Annotated in this window: 20 protein-coding genes and 1 pseudogene; 10 read left to right on the top strand and 11 right to left on the bottom strand. The window is 50.4% G+C overall.

The window, feature by feature from the left end:
• Positions 1-3: 3 nt before the first annotated feature.
• From SIB74_RS12175 to SIB74_RS12165, 3 genes are all read left to right on the top strand, one after another.
• Positions 4-3,264, top strand: a complete 3,261-nt coding sequence (locus SIB74_RS12175) for an efflux RND transporter permease subunit (protein WP_063395134.1) — start codon at positions 4-6, stop codon at positions 3,262-3,264.
• Positions 3,261-4,193 carry an alpha/beta fold hydrolase gene (locus SIB74_RS12170; RefSeq protein ID WP_369818003.1) on the top strand — a complete coding sequence of 311 codons (933 nt, stop codon included), beginning with the start codon at positions 3,261-3,263 and terminating at the stop codon, positions 4,191-4,193. Before SIB74_RS12175 ends, SIB74_RS12170 begins: the two co-directional genes overlap by 4 nt.
• A 379-nt stretch (positions 4,194-4,572) precedes the next feature.
• Positions 4,573-5,244, top strand: coding sequence for a putative 2OG-Fe(II) oxygenase (locus tag SIB74_RS12165; protein WP_063395135.1), 672 nt, complete (start codon positions 4,573-4,575; stop codon positions 5,242-5,244).
• Between the two features lie 143 nt (positions 5,245-5,387).
• Here SIB74_RS12165 and SIB74_RS12160 read toward each other — a convergent pair whose 3' ends face one another.
• Entirely contained in the window at positions 5,388-6,395 is a 1,008-nt protein-coding gene (locus SIB74_RS12160; RefSeq protein ID WP_413681747.1) for an RpoD/SigA family RNA polymerase sigma factor, read from the bottom strand.
• Between the two features lie 94 nt (positions 6,396-6,489).
• Positions 6,490-7,911 carry a magnesium transporter gene (mgtE, locus tag SIB74_RS12155; protein WP_063396436.1) on the bottom strand — a complete coding sequence of 474 codons (1,422 nt, stop codon included), beginning with the start codon at positions 7,909-7,911 and terminating at the stop codon, positions 6,490-6,492.
• 75 nt (positions 7,912-7,986) lie between these two features.
• Here mgtE and SIB74_RS12150 point away from each other — a divergent pair, with 75 nt between their 5' ends.
• Positions 7,987-8,466: a glutathione peroxidase gene (locus SIB74_RS12150; protein WP_063396437.1), complete on the top strand. Its 480-nt coding sequence runs from the start codon at positions 7,987-7,989 to the stop codon at positions 8,464-8,466.
• On the opposite strand, the gene SIB74_RS12145 is transcribed toward SIB74_RS12150, so the two are convergent.
• From SIB74_RS12145 to gyrB, 4 genes are read right to left on the bottom strand one after another with little or no spacing between them, the layout of a single operon-like run.
• Positions 8,441-8,809, bottom strand: a complete 369-nt coding sequence (locus SIB74_RS12145) for a fluoride efflux transporter FluC (RefSeq protein WP_063396438.1) — start codon at positions 8,807-8,809, stop codon at positions 8,441-8,443. The two genes, SIB74_RS12150 and SIB74_RS12145, sit on opposite strands and share 26 nt — an antisense overlap.
• Positions 8,802-9,197, bottom strand: coding sequence for a fluoride efflux transporter FluC (locus SIB74_RS12140; protein ID WP_063396439.1), 396 nt, complete (start codon positions 9,195-9,197; stop codon positions 8,802-8,804). Before SIB74_RS12140 ends, SIB74_RS12145 begins: the two co-directional genes overlap by 8 nt.
• Positions 9,190-9,516 (bottom strand): hypothetical protein, encoded by a 327-nt coding sequence (locus SIB74_RS12135; protein ID WP_063396440.1) that lies wholly within the window; start codon positions 9,514-9,516, stop codon positions 9,190-9,192. The genes SIB74_RS12140 and SIB74_RS12135 overlap by 8 nt, the downstream gene beginning before the upstream one ends.
• Positions 9,516-11,483, bottom strand: a complete 1,968-nt coding sequence (gene gyrB / locus SIB74_RS12130; protein WP_063396441.1) for a DNA topoisomerase (ATP-hydrolyzing) subunit B — start codon at positions 11,481-11,483, stop codon at positions 9,516-9,518. The genes SIB74_RS12135 and gyrB overlap by 1 nt, the downstream gene beginning before the upstream one ends.
• A gap of 177 nt (positions 11,484-11,660) precedes the next feature.
• Here gyrB and miaA point away from each other — a divergent pair, with 177 nt between their 5' ends.
• The 4 genes from miaA to cysE all read left to right on the top strand — a co-directional run bounded on the left by miaA (position 11,661) and on the right by cysE (position 15,469).
• Complete coding sequence (gene miaA / locus SIB74_RS12125; protein ID WP_063396442.1) at positions 11,661-12,560, top strand: tRNA (adenosine(37)-N6)-dimethylallyltransferase MiaA; 900 nt, start codon at positions 11,661-11,663, stop codon at positions 12,558-12,560.
• Positions 12,561-12,622: 62 nt separating this feature from the next.
• Positions 12,623-13,282 carry a translation initiation factor IF-3 gene (infC, locus tag SIB74_RS12120; RefSeq protein WP_011129498.1) on the top strand — a complete coding sequence of 220 codons (660 nt, stop codon included), beginning with the start codon at positions 12,623-12,625 and terminating at the stop codon, positions 13,280-13,282.
• A 431-nt stretch (positions 13,283-13,713) separates the two neighbouring features.
• Entirely contained in the window at positions 13,714-14,703 is a 990-nt protein-coding gene (locus SIB74_RS12115; protein WP_063396443.1) for a GntR family transcriptional regulator, read from the top strand.
• 22 nt (positions 14,704-14,725) lie between these two features.
• A complete protein-coding gene (cysE, locus tag SIB74_RS12110; protein ID WP_011824838.1) occupies positions 14,726-15,469 on the top strand; it encodes a serine O-acetyltransferase in 744 nt (247 codons plus the stop codon).
• Positions 15,470-15,498: 29 nt separating this feature from the next.
• Here the strand turns inward: cysE and secA are convergent, their stop codons facing one another.
• Positions 15,499-18,348 carry a preprotein translocase subunit SecA gene (gene secA / locus SIB74_RS12105; RefSeq protein WP_063396444.1) on the bottom strand — a complete coding sequence of 950 codons (2,850 nt, stop codon included), beginning with the start codon at positions 18,346-18,348 and terminating at the stop codon, positions 15,499-15,501.
• A gap of 895 nt (positions 18,349-19,243) precedes the next feature.
• On the opposite strand from secA, the gene SIB74_RS12100 reads away from it, so the two are divergent.
• Together SIB74_RS12100 and SIB74_RS12095 are read left to right on the top strand one after the other, a co-directional pair.
• Positions 19,244-20,134 carry a glycosyltransferase gene (locus tag SIB74_RS12100; RefSeq protein ID WP_074159151.1) on the top strand — a complete coding sequence of 297 codons (891 nt, stop codon included), beginning with the start codon at positions 19,244-19,246 and terminating at the stop codon, positions 20,132-20,134.
• Positions 20,135-20,290: 156 nt separating this feature from the next.
• Positions 20,291-20,437, top strand: coding sequence for a hypothetical protein (locus SIB74_RS12095; RefSeq protein WP_413681806.1), 147 nt, complete (start codon positions 20,291-20,293; stop codon positions 20,435-20,437).
• A 249-nt stretch (positions 20,438-20,686) separates the two neighbouring features.
• On the opposite strand, the pseudogene SIB74_RS12090 reads toward SIB74_RS12095, so the two are convergent.
• The 4 genes and pseudogenes from SIB74_RS12090 to SIB74_RS12075 all read right to left on the bottom strand — a co-directional run.
• Positions 20,687-21,058 (bottom strand): annotated as a pseudogene (locus tag SIB74_RS12090) (glycosyltransferase family 2 protein); the annotation flags it as partial.
• Position 21,059: 1 nt separating this feature from the next.
• Positions 21,060-24,176 (bottom strand): glycosyltransferase, encoded by a 3,117-nt coding sequence (locus tag SIB74_RS12085; RefSeq protein WP_063396447.1) that lies wholly within the window; start codon positions 24,174-24,176, stop codon positions 21,060-21,062.
• Entirely contained in the window at positions 24,173-25,135 is a 963-nt protein-coding gene (locus SIB74_RS12080; RefSeq protein WP_063396448.1) for an NAD-dependent epimerase/dehydratase family protein, read from the bottom strand. Before SIB74_RS12080 ends, SIB74_RS12085 begins: the two co-directional genes overlap by 4 nt.
• Before the next feature lie 26 nt (positions 25,136-25,161).
• On the bottom strand, positions 25,162-25,962 hold the full coding sequence (locus SIB74_RS12075) for an aldolase/citrate lyase family protein (RefSeq protein ID WP_063396449.1): 801 nt from the start codon (positions 25,960-25,962) through the stop codon (positions 25,162-25,164).
• Positions 25,963-25,985: the final 23 nt, after the last annotated feature.

Below are 25,985 nucleotides of genomic sequence, written 5' to 3'. Positions count from 1 at the left end.
GCGATGTCTTTTTCCGACAAGTTCATCAAACGCCCGGTTCTCACAACCGTTTGCAGCATCCTGATCGTGCTGGTGGGAATCATCGCTATTCCCAGCCTGCCGATTGCCAACCTTCCCAACATTGCCAACCCCCTCATCCAAGTCTCAGCGGTTTATGGGGGGGCAAACGCGAAAGTCACCGAACAAGCAGTCACCAATCCACTAGAGCAGCAGATCAATGGTGTGCCTGGCATCAGCTACATCTCCTCGAATAGCGATATGGAGGGTAACAGCACGATCAGTGTCTATTTCGATGAGACGACAGACATCAATATCGACCAGGTAAATGTGCAAAACAGGGTGTCCCTGGCGATGCCCCAGCTGCCTGAGCAAGTCTCTGAATCAGGAGTTGCTGTCACACAAAGCACCCCTTCGATCCTGCTTGCTTATCAAGTCGGATCCACGGAAGGGCAATTTGATGCTGCGTACCTGAATGGCCTGATTTACGAACAACTTTATTACCCGCTCTCACGAGTTGAAGGCGTTGCCCAAGTCACGGTCTATGGCGGAGCCAATCCCGCCTTCTGGTTATTTGTTAATCCTGAGAGACTTGCCGCCTACCAACTCACATCTGAAGATGTGATCCAAGCGGTGCAATTACAAAACAGCGTTGCTGTTGGTGGCCTCGTTGGCGGTCCGCCAGCATCTGGTGACCAGAAATACACCTATCCAATACTGGTTGAAGGCAATGGCTTTCTTACTTCAATTGAAGACTTCAACAACCTGATTATCAGTCGAACACCAAGCGGCAATCTGCTGAAACTCAGAGATGTTGGTGAAGTTCGCTATGGCACCGACACCTACGCGGTCGACGCGATCGATAAAAACAGTTTGCCGGCCATGGTCGTGGGTGTTTATCAGACACCATCCAGCAATGCACTGGATGTTTCCCAGGCCGTTGTTGAAGAGATCAATAATTTTGCCGAAGTGCTGCCCCCAGGCGTCACCGTCTCAGAGATTTATAACATCGGTCAATTCATTGAATCCTCCGTCGAGGGAGTCATTGACGCACTTGGCCTTGCGATCGTGTTGGTGTTGGTGATTCTGTTTGTGTTCTTGCAGAACTGGCGGGCCACAGTGGTGCCCAGCCTGGCGATTCCAATTTCTCTCATTGGCACCTTTGCCTTTCTGAAAGTCTTCGGTTTCTCGATCAACCAACTCACATTGCTGGGCCTGGTTTTAGCCACAGGCCTTGTCGTTGATGACGCGATCGTGGTAATTGAAGCGGTTTCGAGCAACATCGAGAAGGGCATGAAGCCCCGCGCTGCCGCACTGGAATGCATGGGCGAGCTGTTCGGAGCGCTAGTCGCCACAGCCTTGGTGTTGATGGCGGTGTTCGTGCCGGTGGCCTTCTATCCAGGTGGTATCGGCATCATTTACAAGCAATTTGCTCTCACCATTGCCTTCTCCATAGCCATCTCCGCATTCAATGCCCTGACCTTCTCTCCGATGTTGTCTGGGCTGATTCTTCGCCAAGAGAAAGCTCGCGAGCCACAGGGTTGGAGCTGGATCGTCGCTGGAGTTCTAACAGGATTGGCCTTCGGTCGCTTTAGTGCCGCATCATTTGGCAACTGGACTTACATCCTTGGCATGGCGGTTGGTGCCTACGCAGGCGCCAATTTGACCACAATTTTCAGAATCTTCAATAACAACTTCGACCGCTTGCAAAGCGACTACGCACGTCTACTGACCCGCCTAATCAACATCCGCCGCTTGATCATGGCTGCCCTGATCGGCGGCATTGTGCTCACCAGCCTGGCTTTCACAGCCATGCCGACAGCCTTCATTCCCGAGGAAGACCAGGGCTATGGGATTGGCTTCTTCCAACTTCAAAATGGTGCCTCACTCGTCGAAACGCAAAAACTTGGCGCAGAAATTGCCAAAGTCTTGAGTGAAGAGCGCGACGTGGCCAATGCCGGAGTGATCAGTGGTGCCGGCTTCAATGGATCCAGTCCAGACCAGGGGCTCTTCTTTTATGGATTCAAACCCCTGGCAGACCGCAAAGGCAATGACAACAGTGCAGATGCCATCATCGCCCGCCTAAACGAAAAGTTGATCCAACTCAGTAGTGGCCTGGCTGTCGCGGCGGTGCCACCAGCCGTGCCGGGCTTCTCCTCTCAAGGTGGCTTCTATTTTCAGTTCAATGATCTCAGCAACGGCAGCTACAGCCTCAATGAACTCTCCAACATGGCTGGAGAGCTGATCAAAACCGCCAATGCGAGCGGGGATTTCTCCAGCGTCTACACGCAATTCAATCCCAGCTCACCAGCCATCGGCTTGCAAGTGGATCGCGATGTCATGGGTGCTCTCAACGTTGACTATCAAGAGGCCATGGATACCATTGCCGCTTTAGCTGGCGGCAACTACAGCGGCCTTACCTATGAAAGCGGGCAGGTGCGCAATATCTACCTTCAGGGTTCCGCCGAACAGCGTTCAACTATTGACGACATCCTCAGCTACTACGTCAAAAGCAAAGATGGCCAGATGGTGCAAGTTTCGCAGTTCGCAGCAGCAGAACTAAGTAGTGCCCCAACTGTAATCAGCCACTACAACCTTTATCGGACTGTGCTGATTCAAGGAGCAGAAGCAATCGGCAAGAGTAGTGGCCAAGCTCTGCAGACAATCCAACAACTCTTCAACCGTCAAAATTTCACCAACATCGGCTCCGCCTTCACCGGCATGGCCGCACTGCAAATTTCGGCAGGTAACGCTGGTGTTCTGGTGTTTGGCCTCGGGATTTTGGTGGTTTATCTAGTCCTTTCAGCGCAGTACGAAAGCTATGTCACGCCAGTGATCATTCTGGCGACAGTACCCCTAGCAATGCTTGGAGCCCTGGCCTTCCTGGCCTTCCGCTCCATTGATCTGAACATCTATGCACAAGTGGGTTTGGTCACCTTGATAGGTCTGGCAGCCAAAAACGGCATCTTGATCGTGGAAGTCGCCGAACAAAAGCTAGCGCAAGGTAAAAGTGCAAAGGATGCAGTTATCGAATCTGCTGAATCACGACTGCGTCCGATCCTGATGACCGCCATTGCTGCCCTAGCTGGCTTTCTGCCATTAGTGGTCGCCAACGGTGCTGGAGCCCATAGCCAACAATCTCTGGGCACCGTGATCTTTGGGGGGCTCGTGGTTGCCACCGTGCTGTCCCTAGGCGTGGTGCCACCGTTTTATGTCGTAGTCAAAAATCTGGAAGAGCGCTGGTTTGGCAGCGAAGCAAAAACTTGAACTCATCACCTCAGCAACATATTTGGCGATGGCATGGGTTGGATGTGGCCTGGAGTTCGCATGGCCCCGTCAATGCATCACCATCGACTACAACCACGTCTATAGCAACCGTTCTCATCCACGGTTTTGGGGCCAACAAAGACCATTGGCGACACAACCAACCGGCTCTGGCCGAGGTCTCCACTTGCTACGCCATTGACCTAATCGGCTTCGGGGGGAGCAGTCAACCACGCGCACGACTAACTGACGAGTCACACCATCCAGATCATTTCAGCTACAGCTTCGATAGCTGGGGCAGCCAGGTCGCCGACTTCTGCCGCGAGGTTGTGAAGACACCTGTGGTCCTAGTAGGCAATTCCATTGGCGGCGTCATTGCTCTGCGCACCGCACAGATCATCGAAGAGTGTTGTTCCGGTGTTGTCCTGATCAATTGCGCCCAACGCACAATGGACGACAAGCGGTTGCATGAGCAACCCGTCATGATGCGCTGGCTGCGACCCTCACTGAAGACCTTAGTTCGACAGCGCTGGCTAAGTCGAAGTCTGTTCCGCAATGCCGCCAATCCCAGAGTGATCCAACAAGTTTTGAAGCAGGCCTACCCCAGCGGCTGCAATGTGGATGAATCGCTGATGAGCTTGCTACAAAAACCAGCCCAGCGACAAAATGCTTCTGAGGCATTCCGCGGCTTCATCAACCTCTTCGATGACTACCTGGCGCCAGAACTGATGGCTGATCTAAACATGCCAGTGGATCTGATCTGGGGGGCAGCTGATCCATGGGAACCTTTGCAGGAAGCCCGTCGCTGGGCTGCGTTGCTGCCTTGCATACGCTCCCTATCAGTGGTCGATGGTGCAGGGCATTGCCCACACGACGAAGCTCCTGAAGAGGTCAATGCTCTGCTGCTAAGAATCATTCAGCAAGCTGCATAGGCCTCAACCGTTTCACTCTACTGGCGCAGACCATTGAATCCATGACGCTCCAGATTGCGAACTCGGTCACGACTGATATCGGAGGATGCGACCAATCCCGGTGATATTCATCGGCGAATTCTGTAGCTTGATTAATAACCTTGCATAGTGATCACCTCCTATCCTGAACATTCAAACCTCCCGCTTTCACTGGCCTTAAGGCAGGAAAACGATCGTAGCGATATGGATATTAGGAGAACAGCAATAAGTAACCAACCACTAAATAGATCTATGAAACATAAAAGCTTTACTGGACACGCAGATTCGAGAGAGCCATGGGCTGGATCAAATGGTGCCCAAAACCTTATAATAGAATAGAGCTTCAGTACATTGAGGGGAAATGACCAATACACATGCTGAAATTCACTCCATATTTCCAACGCCAATAGGCAGTTACAAAGGATTTAATCAACAAGAAGAGTTGAAGCTTTATCTTATTGATTTACTTCAGAAAAGCCAGGCCAGGGAAAATAGTCAAGATCAAAGACTTCTTCATTACTTCGATACGAATAACAGCGGGATACTTACACTCAAAGATCCTTTATTGGAAGCTTTAAAGCTTTGGGTCCTATCTTGCGGGAAAGATTTCATTACTCGCATACAAGGCTATCAATGCGAAGATCTTCAAGTAATTAGTTCTTGGTTGAATTGGGCCAATCAAGGAGGGGCTCAATCAGTTCACGCCCACGAGAACAGCTTTATCAGCGGAACTTATTACATGTGCTTTGAGCAGGGCCATGCTCCAGTTCGGTTCTGGAAACCTGCATCACATTCACAAGCGAATACTCCATACATGTCTTTGTTGAAAACTGAAACAGAGACAATATTTAGTAGCAATGAAGTACAGGTTGCCCCTGCAGAAGGAACTTTACTGCTATGGCCATCTCATTTGCTGCATGGACATAGTGGAAATGCTCGAGATGGACGTTTCAGCCTTTCACTCAACCTCATGCCAACCAAGTTGATTGGAAGCAGCTACAGCCTTTCGATTGCACCACTAGCAAGCAGTTAATATTACCAATACTAGATTTTGCTTACAGAAATTTTCCCAGATTGATGGCATTAAAATAATCAAAAATAGTAAGTCAATATCTCAACTCTCCACGAGCTGCTGACTCAATTTTTATTGCAAAACAGCTTGCTTTTACAAATCATTCAGCAAGCCGCATAGGCCTCAACCGTTTCACTCAACTGGCGCAGACCATTGAGTCCATGGCGCTCCAGATTGCGAACACGATCACGACTGATGTCGAGGATGCGGCCAATCCCGGTGAGGTTCATCGGCTCGCCTCCGTCTATCCCATAACGCATCCGCAGCACCCGACCCTGCAGCTCAGGCAACTTTTCTAGCAAGGTACGTAAATCGCCTTTCATGCAATCCACTTCCACCTTCTCGCTCGGCAACTCCTCTTCCCCAGCAAGCAACTCAAGCAACTCCGTTTCATCACCATCTCCCACCTTCATCTCCAAACTCATCGGCTGACGTGCACGGCACATCAGATCCTTCACCTCCTCCTCGGGCAACTCCACAAACTCTGCAAGTTCGCTCACTGTTGGCGTGCGCCCCATCTCCTGACTTAACTCTCGCTGGCCTTTCTTGAGCTTGTTCAACATCTCCGTGATATGGATCGGCAGACGGATCGTCCGGCTCTTCTCCGCAATCGCACGCGTGATCCCCTGACGAATCCACCAATACGCATAGGTCGAAAACTTGTAGCCACGGGTTGGGTCGAACTTCTCCACTCCCCTCACCAAGCCGATCGTTCCCTCTTGGATCAAATCAAGCAGCTCCATATTCCTTTTGGTGTACTTCTTGGCAACACTCACCACTAAGCGCAGGTTCGCCGACACCATCCGCTCCTTCGCACGTCGTCCGCTCTGCAACTTCTTCTTGAGCTGCAGCTCACTCAATCCAGCGGCCTTCGCTAACTCTTTACGACTCGCTGGCTCACCTGTTTGACCTTCCAATTCAGACTCAAGCTGCTCTAAAGACATCAACTGCTGCACCTGACGACCCAGCGTGATCTCCTGCTCATGGCTCAGCAGCGGCACTCGACCGATATCGCGCAGGTATGAACGCACCAGGTCGACATCTGCGGGCAACTGACGAGCAGGCACAACCGCTGATTTAACAAGGGATTTGGAGGCTGCGGAGTCGGCCACGACAACTCTATTGCGTTTTGTAAAGCTTACCCCCCAGGCGGCCCAAAAGACCCTACGGGAAACCCACCTCGTCAGAATGCATAGGTAGGAATGCCTAGAACGCTATGCCATTTGTTTGCTCAAGCAGCCAAGCCGCTGTCCGCAAATAGATAAAGACCCCAGCCACATCAGTTGCTGTCGTAATAAAGGGAGCCGACATCAGGGCGGGATCCAGGCCCATTCGATCGAACAACAAAGGCAAAGCCGCCCCAGCCGTAGCAGCCAGGGTAGTGATCGCCATCAGACTGATCCCTACTGCTGCACCCACAAGAAGACTTTCACCCCGCCACCAAGCAAAGGGAACAACCACAAGCAACATCAACAAACCCAAAAGCCCGCCCGCCATTGCCTCACGCAACACCGCTTTCATGCGACCAAGAGCCTGGATGCGCTGAGTACTAAGACCTCGAATCACCACAGTGGAACTCTGAGCGCCAACGTTGCCGCCCGTACCGATCAACAACGGGATGAACGCCGCCAACAGCACAACATGCTTCAGCACATCGTCGTTCATGGCAATCACTTGACTAGTAAAGCCATTCGCTACCACCAATACAGCCAGCCACACCACTCGACGGCGCGCAACAATCAACAAATTGCTCTGAAAATAGTCGTCTTCATCCCCCGCCTGCACAGCTCCAGCGGCATAAAGATCGCGTGTGGCCTCCTGTTCAATCACGTCAATCACATCATCGACGGTGACGATCCCTACCAATCGCTGTTCTCGATCCACAACTGGGACAGCCAAAAAATCGTATCTCTGAATCGCTCGGGCCACCTCCTCTTGATCTGTGTCGGTGCGCACATTCACCACATCGCGGGTCATCACATCCCCGATGCGTGCCTCCGGCTCAGCAGTCACGAGATCTCGCAATGAAAGGATCCCGGTCAGGTGGCGCTCGCCATCAGTCACATAGAGGCTATAAATCGTCTCCGTGTCAGGAGCTCGACGCCTCACGATCGTGAGAGCCTGAGCTGCACTGTGAAATTCCTTGAGATCAATAAACTCGGTGGTCATCAAGCGACCAGCGGTTTCAGGCTCGTAACCAAGCAACTGAGCAGTGACCCGTCGCTCTGCTGGGCTCAGTTCTGCCAGCAATCGTCGCACCACCTTGGCAGGCAGCTCATCAAACAATCGCACCCGGTCATCGGGGGACATCTCCTCCACCAACTCGAGCACCTCACCAGAGCGAAGGCGTTCCAGCAGACTCTGCTGAACAGCAGGCTCTAGGTATTCGTAAACCTCAATGGCCTCGTCCTTGCTGAGCAAGCGGAAGGCCAGAGCCTGCAGGGTACGAGGCAAAATGCCAATGGCTTCAGCGATGTCAACCGGTTGCACCGGTTGAAGCAACATCTTCACTGCGTCATAGTTTCCTGCTGACAACAGCGCTTGCAGCTGCTGGGCCACCAAGTCCACCAGGTCAGAGCCGCTGACGACGGCCGCCTCCGGACTGTTTGCCCCCGTTGCCTCGTTCATCGGCCCGCCGTCAAGGCGAGCACACTGTATGGCGTATGGTCATCGCTAGGGTCTTGAAGACAAAATCGAATATCCATGGCCATCAACATCAGCCAGATTGTGGTTCGCACTCCAGAGGGTGCTGAGAAATCTCTAAGCGAATACAACGGCACGGTGCTGTTAATCGTGAATGTGGCCAGCCGATGTGGATTCACCAAGCAATACAAAGGCCTGCAAGCGCTGCAAGACACATACGGCCCTAAGGGACTCAAGGTGCTGGGCTTTCCTTGCAACGACTTCGGAGCCCAGGAGCCCGGCACCCTCGAGGAGATCAAAAGCTTCTGTTCCACGACCTACGGCGCCAGCTTCGAGTTGTTTGACAAGGTGCACGCCATGGGCCAAACCACCGAGCCCTTCACCACCCTCAATCAAACTGAACCAGCAGGAGATGTGGCCTGGAACTTCGAGAAATTCCTTGTTGGCAAAAACGGCAATGTCCTGAAGCGCTTCAAAAGTGGAGTCGAGCCTGAGAGCACTGAGCTCAAAACAGCTATCGACCAAGCCCTGATGGCCTGAACTGCCGACCAATCAAAAAACCAAAGGCTGCAACACCAAGACCTAAGCCCATGGTTAGACCAATCAATCCCAGCGCTGACCACCAAGCTCCCTGGGAGATCAGGGTGCTGCATTCCACCATCCAGCTGCTGAAAGTGGTGAGAGAACCACAGAAACCCACCCCCAGCAACAACTGACGGCTTGGACGGAACGGCAAACCAACCACCAACCCCAAAATGGCAGCTCCAATTACATTCACCAGCAAGTCGTTCTGAACTTGCCAGCGAAGCAAGGCTCCAGGCACAGCCCCAAGAGCCACCAGCCACATCTCATTCAATTCATTGTGCAAGGTCGTTTTAGCCATCAGCCAACCCAACGCCTGCAGCTACAGCCAAGAGACCTCCCAAGATCGAGCCCACAGCAAGCACAAAGCCCTCACTCCAGTGATGCTCTCGCAAGGTATTGAGCACCTCTACAGCAAAAGTCGAAAAGGTGCTGAGAGAGCCGAAGAAGCCCACACCAATCAACAAGATCAAAGGCGATGCTCCACTTGCTGGTGCACATTTGGCCTGCAAGGCCAAGACCAAGCCAAGAGCGAAAGCAGCAACCATGTTCACCGCAAAAGTGCCCCAGTGCTTGCTCGGCACCATCGGCTCGAGGTGGTTCACCACTCTGAGGCGCAACCAAGCTCCTGGCACAGCGCCTATGGCTACAAGTGAAGCCTGCCATGCTGGCAAAGCCAGATCAGACATTGAGCCAGCCACGCCTAACAACCCCGGCCAAGCACTCCCCGCTACCCGAGGCGATCTGTACTTGCAGCCAGTCCTTACCATCGTCGCCATGCCAACGACGGAGCACATTCAAGGGGGTGCCAACGGCCAGTCTTCGCAAGCTGGGAGCTACAGCCAGAGGGCTAACTCGCAATTCACAGCTTGTACCAGCAAACAAAGGTCCTGAAATATCAGAACGACGAATTTCTGGCTGGCGACGCTCACCCCCACCAGCCGGCAAGGCTGCAGGAGCTAGCAAGGCCACCACTAGGACCCACCCCCAACGGAGCACAACACCCATCAGATATCTAACGCTGCCATATCGAGCTCAGCGCTGTGGGTTTCAATGAACTCCCGGCGGGGAGCAACCTTGTCACCCATCAAAATTGTGAAGATACGATCAGCCTCTAATGCATCCTGAACCTCCACCCGCTTCATCATCCGGGTAGAAGGATCCATGGTGGTCTCCCATAACTGCTTTGGCATCATTTCGCCGAGACCCTTAAAGCGCTGAATGGTGTAGTTGGCCTTCTCGGGGAAACCTGAGAGTGTCGTCTGTAAATCAGCCTCGTTGTAGCAATAGGTATGGTTCTTACCTCGCTCAACCTTATAAAGAGGAGGGCAAGCAATATAGATATAACCACCTTCCACTAATTCTTTCTGGTAGCGGTAGAAAAATGTAAGTATCAGCGTACGAATATGAGCACCGTCAACATCAGCATCAGTCATGATCACCACACGGTGATATCTAAGGTTTTTTGAATCAAATTCTTCTCCTTTGATACCTAATCCAAGCGCAGTAATCAACGCCTGGATCTCCGTATTTTTATATATTTTAGCATCATCTGTTTTCTCAATATTTAGGATCTTACCGCGCAAGGGAAGAATTGCTTGAAAGCGACGATCTCGGCCCTGCTTTGCAGAGCCACCAGCGGAGTCGCCCTCCACGATGTAAATCTCTGATTCCGAGGGGTCCCTAGAACTGCAATCAGCCAGTTTGCCTGGCAACGTAGAACTCTCAAGTACGCTTTTGCGGCGCACTAATTCTCGAGCACGACGTGCAGCTTCAGCTGCATTGAATGCCTGGATGGCCTTCTCAAGAATAAGGTCAATCACCGCAGGATTAAATTCCAAGTACTGACTCAATGCTTCACCCACCAAGCTGTCGACAATGCCGCGGACTTCGGTATTGCCCAACTTGGTTTTTGTCTGCCCTTCGAATTCCGGATCGGGCACCTTTACAGAAAGAACAGCCGTAAGTCCTTCACGAATATTTTCTCCAGCCAGATTAGAATCGGCTTCCTTGCGTTTGCCACGCTTACGGGCAAACGTATTGAGAGTGCGCGTAAGGACTGTCTTCAGCCCCTCAATATGAGTACCCCCATCTACAGTACGAATATTATTAGCAAATCCGAGAATGCTGTCTGAATAAGCATCAACACACCATTGCAGTGCTGCTTCAACCTGCACATTATCCTTTTCGGAATTCACATAAATAATTTCGGGATGAAGAGCGTCCTTTTCCTCGTTCATATAGGTGACATATTCTTTGATACCGCCCTCATAAAAATAGACCTCCTCATGAGGAGCCCCTTCAGCATCTAAAACAGACTGACGCTCATCGCGGAAAACAATCCGCACCCCACCATTGAGATAAGCCAGTTCACGCAAACGAGCAGACAGGGTGGCGTAATCGAAAACAATGCCAACAGTAAATATCTCTTCGTCCGGCTTAAAACAAACGCTCGTGCCAGTGCGCCCTTTTTCTGAAGCAGGCTGGGCTTCGGAACGAAGACTACCGATCGCAGTCCCACGTTCAAAGCGCTGACGGTGCACCTGTCCTTGACGCCGCACCGTCACTTCCACCCATTCACTCAGGGCATTGACGACAGATACACCAACTCCGTGCAAGCCGCCAGAAACCTTGTAACCGCCACTGCCGAACTTACCGCCAGCATGAAGCACGGTGAGCACCGTTTCCAAGGCACTCTTGCCTGTCCGGGAATGAACGTCGGTGGGAATGCCACGGCCGTTGTCAGATATTGATGCGGAACCATCTGGCCCAAGCACCACGAGAATCTCGTCACAGTGCCCGGCCAAGGCCTCATCAACAGAGTTATCGACAACCTCAAAGACAAGGTGATGCAACCCCCTTGGCCCAGTGGAGCCGATGTACATCCCCGGACGCTTCCTAACGGGCTCTAGCCCTTCCAGCACCTGAATTTGTTCGGCGCCATAGGCAGCCTGGACTTTGGAGTCTTCGCTCATTCAATAAATCCGCAGCCAGGAAGGGTTGTTCTAAGAGGCCTCATCGGCGAGAAACCTCGACCTGGCATGCTCATTTTACCACTGGCTCACCACTGGCGCATACAACGGTCACTGAAGCGTCATTGCCCAAAAGGGACCACCTAAACGTTGCTGACATGACACTCATCACGGCTGCTCATGCCCGCCTCTAAGCCGCTTCTGGTTGCGCTGCTAGGGCCAACAGCAAGCGGCAAAACATGCCTGGCCTTACAGCTGGCAGAACAGCTGAAGCTGAGCGTGCTCAATGTGGATTCCCGCCAGCTCTACATCGGCATGGACGTTGGCACCGCCAAGCCAACCAAAGAACAGCAGCGGCGCGTGCAACATCACCTGATTGATCTTCGTCGCCCAGATCAACCGATCACCCTGCAGGAATTCCAGGCAGCCGCGCAACTGATCCTTGCGCAAAAGCTAAGGCAACAAAACATGCCATTTCTAGTTGGCGGCAGTGGTCTTTATCTCAAAGCTCTCACTTGTGGGCTGCGCCCACCAGCAGTGCCACCCCAACCAGAGCTCCGCAAGCAGTTAGGCGAGCTAGGACAACGCACCTGCCACCACCTACTCCAAGCCGCCGATCCCACCGCTGCAAGCCGAATTGCCCCTGCTGATGCCATGCGCACCCAACGGGCTCTGGAAGTGGTTTATGCCACTGGCAAACCGATCACCACTCAACAAGGCTCAAGCCCACCCCCTTGGCGCGTGCTGGAACTAGGCCTCGACCCACACAACCTGCGCGAACGCATTGGCCAACGCACAACACAGCTCTATGCCAATGGTCTCATCGAAGAAACCGAACACTTGAGTCATTGCTACGACACCAATCTGCCCTTGCTGCAAACAATCGGCTATGGGGAAGCACTAAAGGTGATTCAAGGCCTACTCAACCGTGAAGAGGCCATCGCCCTGACCACACGTCGTACCCAGCAGTTCGCCAAGCGTCAGCGCACATGGTTCCGCAGACAACATCACCCGTATTGGCTCAAAGGTGAGGAACCGCTGAGCGAAGCGCTTTCACTGATTCAAGCGGGTCTAAGGTGAAGGGTGCAGACATAAAACCTTCTGGTCTCCTTGTCGTCTGCTCTATTCCCTTATCTCACTGAATGCCACCACGTCCTCGTTTTGACCGTCGCGCACCCGTCAGGGAGCTCCCCAATATTAATGACCGCATCAATTATCCCAAGTTGCGGGTCGTTGACGCAGACGGAACTCAGCTCGGGGTGATCAACAGGGAAGAAGCCCTTGATGTAGCAAAAGATAGGGAACTCGATCTGGTCCTTGTCAGCGAGAAAGCGGATCCACCCGTTTGCCGAATCATGGATTACGGCAAATTCAAGTTTGAGCAGGAGAAGAAAGCCAAGGAAGCCAAAAAGAAGTCGCATCAGACCGAAGTCAAAGAAGTCAAAATGCGCTACAAAATCGATCAGCACGACTACAACGTGCGCATCGGCCAAGCCGTGCGATTCCTCAAGGCTGGTGACAAAGTCAAATGCACCGTTATCTTCCGGGGTCGGGAAATTCAGCACACTGCCCTTGCTGAAACGCTGCTACGACGTATGGCAAAAGACCTGGAAGAACAGGCCGAAATTCAGCAAGCTCCTAAGCGTGAAGGTCGGAACATGATCATGTTCCTTACACCGCGCAAAACACCGCTGATCAAAACAGATAAGGAAAACCAAATTCCTACGCGTGCGGTTCGCACCATCACAGCCCCACCTCGAGCCACTGCTGCTGCCAAAACACAGCTCAACAAGGATCAATAAATCCCTAACTTCAGAGGAATCAACCACCTGCTAGCCCTTGAGAGCAACCTGAGCCACTAAGTGTGTGCTGGTCTATCAATTCAGAGGGGTCGACCCCTCTGAATTCCCGGTAGCAACAACGCTTTTTCAAAAACATGCTGTATCCAGTACAAGCCTGGATAGCCCGCCTAAACATCTCGCCAGGCAGAGAGTCGTCCGGACGAAAGAGATATTGCCACTCCACACTGCAGCCAGGCAAAACATTCGACCTGAGAGCAGCAGCAAGGCGGGCCTTTATGCGGATTCTCTAAATGAGCTCAACAACAAACCACTGTCAAGCTCAGCCATGCCAAGGCCACAGTGAACTGTCACAGCATCACAGGACACACGCGCGATTGTCATGAAGGCCTCCTGCTCTTTAAGGTGGCCGCATTGCAACCTGGCCTACCGGCGTGCGATTCCATATTCAGCAGGAAAGCGACATTCCGGCTTCGGCCCAGCTTTACAACCAAATTTGTTTCGCAATCGCCGCACGTCATTACCCACCTGGCCACAGACTTCCCAGCACTCGCCAGTTAGCCATGCAAACTGGCCTTCATCGCAACACGATCAGCAAGGTCTATCGACAGCTGGAAACAGATGGGGTCGTCGAAGCCATGGCTGGTTCAGGTATCTACGTGCGCGACCAGCAAAAGCCGCGCGAAATCAAAACCCCTCCCCATATTCGCAATCGAGGCACCCCTGACCTTGACCAGGAAGTGCGCAAGTGCGTCGATGGTCTGCTCAATGCTGGCTGTACTCTCCAGCAGACTCGAGAACTCTTAACCCGCGAAATTGACTGGCGCCTTCGCTGCGGGGCGAGAGTGTTGGTAAGCACTCCGAGAGAGGATATTGGCGCCTCCATGCTGATTGCAGAAGAGCTGGAGCCCCACCTTGATGTTCCAGTTGAAGTGGTACCGATGGAGGAGCTGGAAAGCATTCTTGAAAGCTCAAGCAACGGCACCGTGGTAACCAGTCGTTATTTCCTGCAACCGCTGGAAGAGCTAGCTAAACGCCACGGAGTTCGGGCCGTCGCAGTAGACCTCAATGACTTCCGCCAAGAGCTCGCCATGCTTAAGGAGTTGCGACCCGGCAGCTGCGTGGGGCTGGTAAGCATTAGCCCAGGGATCCTACGAGCTGCCGAAGTAATCCTGCACAGCATGCGCGGCAATGAACTCCTGCTCATGACAGCAACACCGGATGTAGGCAGCCGCCTACTAGCCCTGCTCAGAGCAGCCAGCCACGTGCTCTGCGACCGCCCCAGCCTGCCCCTCGTCGAGCAAAGCCTGCGCCAAAACCGTTCCCAATTGATACGCATGCCCCAACTTCACTGCGCAGACAGCTATCTCAGCACCAACACGATCGAACAACTGCGCAAGGAGATCGGCCTACTCAGCGCCTAATTAAGCTCACTAATCTGGGCAAATGCTCACAGCCATAAAGACCGACCTAGCAATCATCAAAGAGCGAGATCCAGCAGCCCGAGACCTGCTTGAGATCCTGCTTTGCTATCCGGGCTTTCAGGCCTTGACACTGCATCGAATCAGTCACCGACTTTGGCGCTCCGGATTACCTTTGCTGCCACGACTACTCAGCCAGATCACACGTGCCCTGACTGGCATAGAGATCCATCCAGGCGCCCAGATCGGTCACGGAGTATTCATCGATCACGGCATGGGTGTTGTGATCGGCGAAACAACCGAAATCGGCAACCGCTGCCTGCTCTATCAAGGCGTCACGCTCGGTGGCACAGGCAAAGAGCACGGCAAACGCCATCCAACCCTGGCAGAAAATGTGGTCGTTGGCGCGGGCGCCAAAGTTCTTGGCGCAATTCACGTGGGGGCCAATACGAGAATCGGTGCCGGATCAGTCGTTGTAAGGGACGTTGAAGCCGACAGCACGGTTGTGGGTATCCCAGGGCGAGTGGTCCATCAAAGCGGTGTCCGTATCAATCCATTAGCCCACTCAGCACTACCAGACTCAGAGGCCGATGTCATACGCAACCTGATGGAGCGTATCGACCAACTAGAAAATCAGGTGACAGCGTTGCATTCTTTCCTACAAGAGCTAAGTACTGATCGTGTTCCTCAAGATCTTCAAACCGGACAAGCTCAAAACCTCAAAGACAGGGAAATCATTGAGTTCCTAGGGGATACTCCCAGAAGCTGACATTAATTTAGACAAGCTTTTCAATAAAATCAAACCTTAGCGGCCTCTTGAGCAGGAGCAGGCTGGAACATAAACATCGAATAAATCACATTGCGACGCATATTTGCCATCATCTCAAGAAACATATCGTAGCCCTCATTCTTGTATTCAATAAGCGGATCTTTTTGCCCATACCCTCGCAACCCTACAGATTCACGCAGAGCGTCCATCGCCTGCAAATGTTCCCGCCAAAGTGTATCGATCTGCTGAAGGATGAAGAAGCGTTCTGCCTCCCGCATCAACCCTGGTCGCTGCTGCTCAATCTGACCTTCCTTAATGTCATAAGCATTGCGCAGTTGCTCCTGAAGGAAAGACTTAAGTTCCTCCATACTTAGCCCCTGCAACTGCTCAGGCTTGAGATCCTCAAGCAGGTAGACAAATTCCTGAACCTTGCTAACCAGTTGGCCTAAATCCCATTCTTCAGGGGGCAAATCAGGATTCACATATGCCTCAACAACGTCGTCCATTGTTCGCTCTCCATAACCAATCACCTGCTTCTTGAGTCCGCGACCCTCAAGGACCCTGCGACGTTCGGCATAAACGGCACGACGTTGATTGTTCATTACCTCGTCGTACTCAAAAACCTGCTTACGAATGTCGTAGTAATAGGTTTCTACCTTTTTCTGAGCCCCCTCTAAAGAACGGGTAAGCATGCCCGACTCAATGGGCATGTCCTCCTCCACGCGGAAAGCATTCATCAACGAAGCCACCCGTTCGCCTCCAAAGATGCGCAATAGGTTGTCTTCCAAAGAAAGGAAAAAACGGGTACTACCTAAATCCCCCTGACGGCCGGCCCGACCACGAAGTTGATTGTCAACCCTGCGAGATTCATGACGTTCTGTACCAATCACATGAAGACCTCCTGCTTCCCTCACTCGAACCTCCTCCTGGGTCACTACCACGTCGTATTCAGTCTTTACTCTTGCGATCGACTCTCTTAAGGCAGCAATCTGCGCATCATCGGTAGGTGCTTTTTCAGCAGCAGTGGAGATGCGATCCTCTAATTCGATCACGCTCAGTGCCCTATCTCCCCAAACCTTCACAAGGTCCCGAGCTAACTCCGCAAGGAACTGATCAGTGTCATCAGTGAGCAAGCAAGGATAGAGACTCCCGATTGCACGGGCCTCGCTCAAGACATGGCCATGAGATCCATTCGAAGCAGCGGCCTTGGCAGCGAACCCACCACCTGTCTCGGCAGCCCTCTGTAATGGCACTGGTGGACGATGACCCTCCTCAGGCCGCACCAATCTTGGCAGCAAAACCTCACGCAACTTGAGGCGTGCCATGTAATCGCTATTTCCGCCAAGGATGATGTCTGTCCCACGGCCAGCCATGTTTGTGGCAATCGTCACAGCCCCTGCACGGCCAGCCTGGGCAACGATCTCCGCCTCACGTTCTACATTCTCCGGCTTGGCATTCAAAAGATTGTGGGGAATCTCTTGTTCTGAGAGCAGAGAACTCAACAATTCGCTTTTCTCAACACTGGTCGTGCCAACCAGAACAGGCCTTCCCTGCTTATGAATTTCGGCCGTTTCGTTGGCCACGGCCCGCCACTTGGCTGATTCAGTCTTATAAACCTGATCCACCCAATCCGCACGAGCCCGAGGCTGGTTGGTAGGGATCACTGAAGTCTCAAGCTTGTAGGTCTTCTCAAACTCCACCTCTTCGGTTTTAGCGGTGCCGGTCATGCCAGCCAAGCGGGGATAGAGCAGAAAGAAATTTTGATAAGTAATCGAAGCCAGAGTCTGAGTTTCAGGCTGAATCGCTAGCTGTTCCTTGGCCTCAATCGCCTGATGCTGTCCGTCGCTCCAGCGCCGGCCTGGCATCACACGACCTGTGAACTCATCGACAATCACAGCTTCACCATCGCGCACGATGTAATTCACATCCCGAACAAACAACTCCTTGGCCTTCAATGCATTGGTGATGTAATGGGCCCAGGGATCAGCGGGGTCAAACAGATCCCTCACTTTGAGGTTCTGCTCAGCCTTGGCAAAGCCTTCATCTGTGAGTGTGCAACTGCGTTGCTTCTCATCAACCTCGTAGTCACCCTCAGGATCAATGCCATCCTTACCCTGTTCGGCAGCCCGCTCCAGAGCAGCGGCCACATCTGCAGCCTGCTGATACTTCTCCTGGGGACGCTCCACCTGTCCGGAAATGATCAAGGGAGTACGCGCCTCATCGATCAGGATCGAATCCACCTCATCGATGACGCAGTACTGAAACTCCCGCTGAACCACCTCACTCAGATCGGTGGCCATGTTGTCACGTAGGTAGTCAAAACCCAACTCTGAATTGGTTGCATAGGTGATATCGCAGGCGTAATTGCGCCGCCGCTCAGCAGGGCTCATGTCCTGCTGGATCAAACCAACACTGAGACCGAGAAAACGATGCACCTGGCCCATCCATTCAGCATCGCGCCGTGCCAGGTAATCATTGACCGTAACCACATGCACCCCACGGCCAGTGAGGGCATTGAGGTAGCTAGGCAGAGTGGCTACAAGAGTCTTCCCTTCACCGGTCTTCATCTCACCAATCTGACCCTCATGCAGCACCATGCCGCCGATCAGCTGCACATCGAAATGACGCATGCCGAGCACCCGTTTAGCAGCCTCACGCACAACAGCAAAGGCTTCTGGGAGCAGCTCATCAAGTAAAACTCGCTGCTTAGGAAAACTGACGACAGTCTCAAACTGCTGGCGAAAATCGGCCGTTTTAGAGCGCAGCTGGTCATCGCTGAGCAAGGCGATGTCCTCTTCGAGGATATTGATGTCAGTGACGATCGGCTGGTAACGCTTCAGCTTGCGGGCATTGGGATCACCCAGCAGGAGCTTGAGCATGGAAGGAGGCAGTCGAACTCCTCTAGCCTATCTACAGCCACTACAAAGGCAGCTCTCAAAGCATGTTCGCAAAGTTCTAGCAGTCAGCAGAAGCCGCAAGAACGACAATTCAGAGGTAACTCTGGGCAACCTTTGAGAAATCATTCCCTTGCCGACTCAATCAGATGGATCCTGGTCAATCAGGAAGCCAATTAAAAACCCCTTGGAACTCCACATCGCTGCTAGCTGAGAACCAACCATCGAGCTATCTACAACAAAGGCTGCTGGCAAAGAGAGCCTTGGTACGCCGCTAAGTCAGAGAAGCGAATAGGGCTCGAAGAGGCGTATCCAAGATCCAATCCTGAACAAACAACCTTCTTTCTATCCTCAGACTGGTTAGCCAAGGCCAGGAAAGATACCAATATGCTGTACCTAAGTAGAGGTGTTGAACGCCAAGGCAGCAACTCTTGCAGCAATAGCCTAAAGTTACTCAATGCTAAAAGCTGCGGTGGTGTGATCAGAATCAAAGATGGGCAAATCTGAAACCACCAAGCAGAACAACTGATCTCAACCATGAAGTGTTCAGTGACATTTTATAAGCACTTAAAAGCAATTCACAACATGGGCACATCCTCGAACCTGACAATTACGCCTTGCAGAGTGTCCTAAGCAAAGCTCACAGGCCTTCTGATGCAGAGGGGTTGAAGCGAACATCTACACAGAAACATCAAGACCACAATCTTATTAAACAAGATTCCAAACCTTCTCCAAACTCCCATCAGACCCATTAATAATATAAACCATCATTTAAAATCACATGCCTTACGAATTATGATCATTTCAAACAGCCCGAGCTTAACAACCTGAGGCAGGGAAGATCTACTAAGCGCTTATAATCATCAACTAATCCCTGGCTATGGCAAACGATTACTTCCCATCCATCAGTTGGCTGATGCCTCTAGCACCTAGCGAGGCTCCGGAATTACTGAAAGCAACGTTGGATTGCCTAGAGAAACAAACACTGCAAGCGCAGGAGCTTATCATCGCCGCTGACGGTCCATTACCCCTCGATCTTTGCCAGGTCATCGAATCCTGCCACCTACCAGTAAACTTAAAGCAACAAAAGCAGCCTCAAGGGATAGGCGCGATGCTTGAAATTATAGCTCCTTTCTGCAAAGGAGATGTGATTATGCGTATCGATAGTGATGATCTATATGCAGCTGATCACACCGAATTAATGGCATTAAGTTTAATCAATAGGCCAGGCATAGGAGTTTTAGGTTCTCAACTTTTAGAGTTGGATACAACCCGTGCTTATCAACAGTCTGCGCGCAAAACGCCAACATCAAAAAGTGATGCTCAGCGATGGCTGCCTTGGCGTAATCCACTCAATCACCAAACAATCGCGATCCACCGTCACGTTCTGATCGAGGCAGGAGGCTATCGCCATACACCTGGCTTCGAAGATTGGGATCTATGGATCAGAGTTGCAGCTGCTGGCTACGGAATCGTGAGTCTTGCGAGCTGCACAAGCGCAGCTCGAGTCAACGATCGGCATCGAAAGCGACGAAGAGGTCTTCAATACATCCTGCAAGAAGTCAACTTTTATGCACGGCAGGTAAGAGAAAGAAAGATCAACCCTTGGATAGCCATCATTGCTTGCCTGAGCAGGCTGCCTTGGCGTCTACTTCCTGCGAGAGCATTGCGATGGTGGATGCAAAGCAAGTGGCGAGGCTCACCAACGTTCGATACTTCCTGGGTCTCCGAGTTTGTTCCTGAGGGATCGAGGCCACAATCGATAAGGTAACAACAACAATGGCCATGAAAGTAGAAGAGCTTGTAGGTAACTTGTGGAGATCAAAGCGAGGTGAATATGAATGCGCCAAGTGTTCAAGCCAAGTCTCTGATCACCATAAAATTGCTGCACTCGCAGACACTTAGCAATATTTCGTCGCCAATCGGAATGCAAGAGCAGCTTCAACAATGCAGATCGATTTTGGGCATCAATGAAGCCACTGAAACTCGCCAGAGTGGTCACCATCTCAAACCAAGTCGCTGCCTTGGGCCAGGAGGCCTCCGAGATGCCATGCTCGACTGGCTGCAAATGTGAAAACATCAGCTTGGCATCATCCCGCACACAAGCCTGCAAAGCCGGAAACAAGTGAGAGATTTTGCTGGAATAACCAAGATAAGCGCTAGCCAAATATAGTCTATAAGAGTCAGTACGGAACAACCAGTTTGATATTAAGCATAGATTGTTGAAAGCATCAGGGTAATTACGAGGTGAGAGCTGCTCTATATAATCACCAAGTCCTGATGAAACACATTCAGGCTGAGAACCAAACAAGCTTGAATCAAACTTCACTGCAGCGATGTCGTCTTGAAGTGAAGCAATAAGATCCAAAATTTGATCAGCCGCTCCAAACTTAAACAAGTCATCATCCCCTACAATCATTAACCAAGGGGTTGTACAGCATTCAAAAGCCCGAAGAAAATTCACACCAGCAGATAAATTAGCAGCGTTACATCGATAACAAACATTAAGCGGCAGATCACCATCACCCTTCGCCATGGTTTCTGCCAATGGCCCCTCAGGATCATTATCAGAAATCACAACCTCTGCAAAATCAATGATCCCAAGCTGATCAAAATTCTTTAAAAGTTGAGAGAGCTGTCTTGGCCTACGAAAGGTAGGAATCCAAATCGTCAGAGGCTTACTCAATAAACTCATTTCATACTTTAGGTTTATTTGCTAAGACATTAATTCCAGTGATTCGATTAAAGCTAATGAGTCGATTAACTAAAAATCTAAAAACGAAAGCGAAGCCAAGCTTTTTCCATAGCAACAAACTAGGTCGTAAAAGCTTAATAGATGCCAATAAATCCGCGAAATCATCTAGTCTAATCAACCCATTACAAAGCATTGCATGCGCCCAAAAAGGGTATTTAAAACTATCTACATACTCACCTAAAAAAGCTGAAGAGAATGACTGCCCATCCTTAAGAGCTTGAATGGTACGGCTACTCATAAGAACACTTCGATATTGCTCTATCTGATCAAGAGTTATTTGACTAACTCTGTATGCCATCGCAGAAAGAGGCGGAGGATCCGACAAAAGCAAATCGAATATATCAACAGATGATCTACTTTTAAGTATCAAAGCTGATAGCGGAATCTGCTTCAACGGACTATTACTGCTGAGGCGAGCAATAAAAGCTCCTGGAGAATCTGTAATCAAAGAAGTAAGATCGACTGGGAAGTTGCGAAAACATCGAGCAGGGAAAGGATTGCCAGTAAGATAAACAGGCAAACCCAATATGGCGGCTTCCAGATTCAGATTAGTCATCGGATCACAGCTAATCAAGCCTTTAGAGTCAATCAATAGTTTTGTCAGTTCTGACTTTTTGGAAGGCCAAGATCTAGTAATCAAAATAACTTTATAACCCAGCAAGTAGCGATGCAAGCTCCTTGGTAAAGCTTTAAGGCGTCCTTTTCCGGTATACAAAAGAATCTGTTTTTTCTTGGCTGGTTGGTGACGATATTTAATCAAATAGCTAGAGAAAAGAGGATCGTTTTCTGAGTCAAGCTCTGGTTGGACGAAAAGATACTCTGTTTGCCCTGGCAAAGCGAACTCTGAAAATCCAACCAAAAAATCTCCAAGCCGAATATTAGGACGGAATTCCGTAAGCACTCCAGCAGGGGCTAGCAACCACCAAATCAGTTTATGAAAATATGGTCGTAATCTTTTGATCAAAGCTTTAGGTGCTGATTCTGGGACTAAAAGCACTGCTCCTAGCAATTCTTGCGGATCAGAAATAAAAGACAACACTTGAAATTTCTCTGGCAATTCGGAAAAGTAATCTCGGAAAAATGTAAGTGGCTTAAAAGGTAGAAGATGAACAGTATGTCCCATCTCCTGCAAATGCAAAGCCAAGGTGAGAATACATGCATGCCCATTACTACGGGCATTAAGCTCTGTTGGGGTCAATATCACCAAAGGTTTTCTCAAAAGATCAGGCAATAGGGAAAGAGTGGAAGAATCACGACTTAGTGCCTTTAACTGATTAGCATGAATCTCTAAAGACAAAAAATACTGAACTACTAATGGATGTACTCTTGCGGTTGAATGAAAGAAAGTTCTTTCCAGCCAATATGAATATTTAGCGTTATGAGAAGTTTCGGTGGCACCTAACCAGTGTGGAGATTGGATCGCACAAAGACCTTGATTTCGATGCACTGCAAGTTGTTGGTGCTCTGCTTTTGCAAGATCAGCATCTAAACCAACAAAGACATCAGAAATACAGCAACAGTCCCAATTTAGCTCCAGCAAACAAGCCCACCATCTAGCCGTTACTTCTATCTTCGGATCCCATCTTGAAGCAAAAGCTGCCAAGGTCTGCCTTACCACAGAAGAACACAACAGCTGAACAGCAGGTGATGGGAGATCTACAGGACGAACATGAGAATAAGTCGCGAAATCATTGTTATAGTTATTTTTACTAAGGTGTTGGCCTAAGGGAATGTAGACATCTGGAACTGATGGCAACATTGCATATCCGGCTGATATGCATAACTCTGGCTCTTCCAATGTGAAGCAGGGAAAAGTAATCTCCTGCCAACGGGATGTACGCTCCAACCAAGCAATTAAATCTGGGTTAATCTGCTCCTGCAATGAAGCGCCAACTTGCAAAACTAGTAAAGGTTGATCATCAGGTATTAAGTCATGAAGTTCCCCTAATCCAACCTCATTAGTAGACAAACAATCTATCCTTACCGCAGCTGAAGCTGGAGAAGAATGATCAGACAAGCGAATGCTAAATATTTGATCAAAAAGAATTTCTGAACCTTGAATCGATTGAAGCGTACGTTGCAAGCGGCTTTCAATCTTCAAGTTGCCTAAAAGCAGAATATTGCATCGCCTCTTTGCAACACAATCATCACTACGGTCAATGCCAAACTTATAATAACTGGTAGTTTTTTCTTCTAGAGCTACACGTGTACTCTCTCCTAGTTGCTCGTGAGCATGGCCCAAAAATTCCTGCGCTTTCTCTAGCAACTGCAGTTTTGGAGTTGCTGAAGACGCAACAGATTGATCCGAAAGTCGCCAGGCATAAAGAGGCAGAGGCAAGTATCCAACCTGTTCAGGTCTCAATACTTTTGACAAACGAAGATAAAAGTCCCAGTCTTGAATTCCGTCATACTCAGAATTCATCCCGCCACAGGCTTGGTATGCTTCAGTCCTGATCACTGTCAGGTGAATTAAATAATTAAATTCCAACAGCACCGCTGGGTTCCAAGGGAACTTAGGGATATATTGGCACCTAGTCCTGTCATCTTGAAAGGCAATATGATCGGTGTAGAGCAATCTGCATTCCTTATTCTCAGTAAGATGCCGATTAACGAAAGCAAGTGCTGCAGGATGCAAGAGGTCATCTTGATCAAGGATGGCTATATAGGGGGTCTGTAACTGTTTAACGGCAAGATTCAATGCTGATGAAATACCTTGATTGGCAGGCTGATGCAACACTCTTATCCATGGATAATCCTCAATCAGGCGCTCTATATGTCTCCAAGAGTCTGCGGTCGAGCCATCGTTGATGAGCAATAGATCAAAACGCTGATCACTTTGCTGTTGCAAAGAAAGCAACAATTGAGCAAATTGTTGTGGATCGGGGTTAAAGCATGGAACCACGACAGAGACCAAGTAACCTGACGGATAATCACCTGCGAGATCGTGTGGTCGTATAGGCGCACGCTGCCAATCTGCGACAACTCCTCTGACTTGCTCTGGCAAATCATCAATAGAGAAAGGAGGCCAAAGCTTTGCAGAAAAAGTTAGGTTAATCATCTGCTATTGGTTGCATGCTCAGGGTTAGTCAATCCCTTAGCCGTGTCAATCACCTGCTGCTCCATCGTCATTGGCAATAAATTTTGCTCATTCATTGCAGTCAGGAATGATTCGGAATCTGCGATATAGCAGTTGGGTACCGCAGCAGGGTCAATAGTGGATTGCACAGGAGGCAAGTCGTAAATACGGGTGATCAGGCTGGCGAGGTCAAATAAATTGGTTGTGCAACTCGTCGCGGCCAAAACATTGCTTGAGTTATCAACATTATTATTAAATAGCCATCGCCAGACAAAGGTGGTGATATCGCTTGCATTGGCATAACTTCGTAGAACAGGGTTGGGTGAATCCAAGCGAATCGGTTGCTTGCGAAGAGCTTTAAGCAAAAAGTCCCCCAGTGCAAAGCGAACAGGTTCACGAATAAACCGGCCCGATAGTGCATAGAGGCGCAACACCAAGCTTCCTGGAACCAAGTTCGACAAAAGCTGCTCCTCTTCCCATTTAAGGACTCCATAAGGGTCTGAAGCTAGATCAAGCCCTAGCTCCTGATCATGAACAGCGGCAGCTCCAGATGAAATCACAACAGCACGAGCTTGAGGGGAAGCTGTTAAAGCAGAGGCGACCTGAGCAGTAATCCAACGATTGGTCGCCACGTAATCATCCTGACCGACTTGTGCAACACGATCTCGTGTCAAAAAAGCTGTGTGCAGAACAGCGCTCAAAGATTCAGAGACTGCTAGATCCGGCAAGTCCTTAAGAGGGAAAACAGGAATACTGAACGGAGGTAAATCGGTGTAGCCTGTAGATACTATGGATCCAGAGCGGCTCGCAAATAGACGAACACGCTCCAAAAAATTCTCCGGTGTCAACAAGCTTTGCAACTCCTCGACTGCTGTGCGACCGACCCAACCAGTAGCGCCGGTAATAACCAATAAACCATGATCCTTGGCAGAGCTATTCATCGATGGACATCACACTGAAAAACACGTCAACCGTGCTCTAAAACCTTCCAGCGACTTTCAAGCATTTGGATGCGAGTCTGGTCCTCATGATGCATCAACCCGTAGTAATCGCGCTTATTGAGAAGCCAAAGCAACTCAAAATGTACAGCCTGCCGTAAAGCATCTGGCAAATTCTTCTCCCCCAGCGCTGCAGCATTAAAAACAACCTTACGAGTTTCGAAGCGATCAAGATGAACATCATTGAATCGCCTCAAACTCACCAATGCATCACTAGAGACAGCCCCTCCGACAACAAATTCGAGGCCATGATCCTTGCACAAGCGAGCGACAACTTCACCAGCAGAAGTGACCTGCTCTGTTTCAATTCCTTGTCGCCCTAGGCCTAACGATCCACTAAAATCAACACGACCAAAAACAACACCATCACAACCAGGATTCTTTGCTGCAAGTTTAACCATGGCTTCGATATTTTCAAAAGCTGTCGATGTCTCAACATTAAACAAGAACGTAACGTCTTCACGTTCAAGATCTGAATAGATCTTCCCTTTGGCTGCAATATATTTCGAGAGTGCATAAGGTGTTTCCACCATTGGAGCAATGATATACCTCACACCAAACTGTTTGGCCTCAAGCATGTCACGAATAGCCTCACAGCCACCAATCTTCAAAGCCAAGCCAACATCAGCCTTGTTAGCAATTTCTAATAGACGCAATAACTCATCAGTTCGGGTTCCTTCCGCCTCGAATTCAGCCTTGGCTGCTACGACGCCAAACTCTTCGCGTCCTTGGCGCAGGATATCAAGCATCTTGCGCTCATGAACGTTCATGCCAAAAGCAATCCAGAATATAA

The sequence above is a fragment of the Prochlorococcus sp. MIT 1306 genome (genome assembly GCF_047304515.1).
In the GTDB taxonomy this organism is placed as follows: domain Bacteria; phylum Cyanobacteriota; class Cyanobacteriia; order PCC-6307; family Cyanobiaceae; genus Prochlorococcus; species Prochlorococcus marinus_D.
The sequence above is the reverse complement of the archived record's forward strand: the minus strand, read 5'-3'. Positions and strand labels throughout refer to the sequence as shown.